This is a genomic window from Actinocrinis puniceicyclus (assembly GCF_018283645.1).
In the GTDB taxonomy this organism is placed as follows: Bacteria; Actinomycetota; Actinomycetes; order Streptomycetales; family Catenulisporaceae; genus Actinocrinis; species Actinocrinis puniceicyclus.
Genome location: NZ_JAGSXH010000364.1, coordinates 1 through 625, shown reverse-complemented (window position 1 = coordinate 625; position 625 = coordinate 1). Strand labels below are relative to the sequence as shown.

Sequence of the window (625 nt, the reverse complement as noted above, 5' to 3'; positions counted from 1 at the left end):
ATATGTGTATAAGAGCCAGGTGCTGGCCGAGGAGCTGGGCACGCCGGCGGAGAATCTGCACAAGTTCCTGTGGGAGTGGACCGCCGGACCGCACGCCGGGGTGCTGGCCGAGGGACGCGGGGTGCCGCTCGAGCTCGGGTTCTTCGCGTTGGGTGCGGGGGATGTGGTGCTGGTGGATGAGGCGGGGATGGCCGGCACGCTGAACCTGGACCGGCTGGTCTCCATCGCCGCGCGGCGGGGCGCGGTGGTGCGGCTGCTGGGGGATTACCGGCAGTTGGGGGCGGTGGAGTCCGGTGGTGCGCTGCGGCTGGTTGCCCGTGAGTGCGGGGCGGTGGAGCTCTCGACGCTCTACCGGTTCGCGGATGCGGCCGAGGCGCAGGCGACCCTGGCGATCCGGGTCGGTGACACGTCCGGTCTCGACTTCTACCAGCGGCACGACCGGGTCCGGCACGGTTCGCGTCAGAGCATGACCGAGCAGGCGTATGCGGGGTGGCGGGCGGACATGCTGGCCGGGCGCACGGCGCTGATGGCTGCGGCGAGTAACGCTGATGTGGCCGCGTTGTGCGCGCGGGCGCGTGCGGACCGGGTCGCGGTGGGGCAGGTGGAGCCGGGCGGGGTGCGGCTG

The 625-nt window shown here is 72.3% G+C and carries 1 protein-coding gene; it reads left to right on the top strand.

The features are described 5' to 3' along the window. A partial coding sequence (locus KGA66_RS29300) for an AAA family ATPase (RefSeq protein WP_211472886.1) occupies window positions 1-625 on the top strand: 625 nt, incomplete at both ends.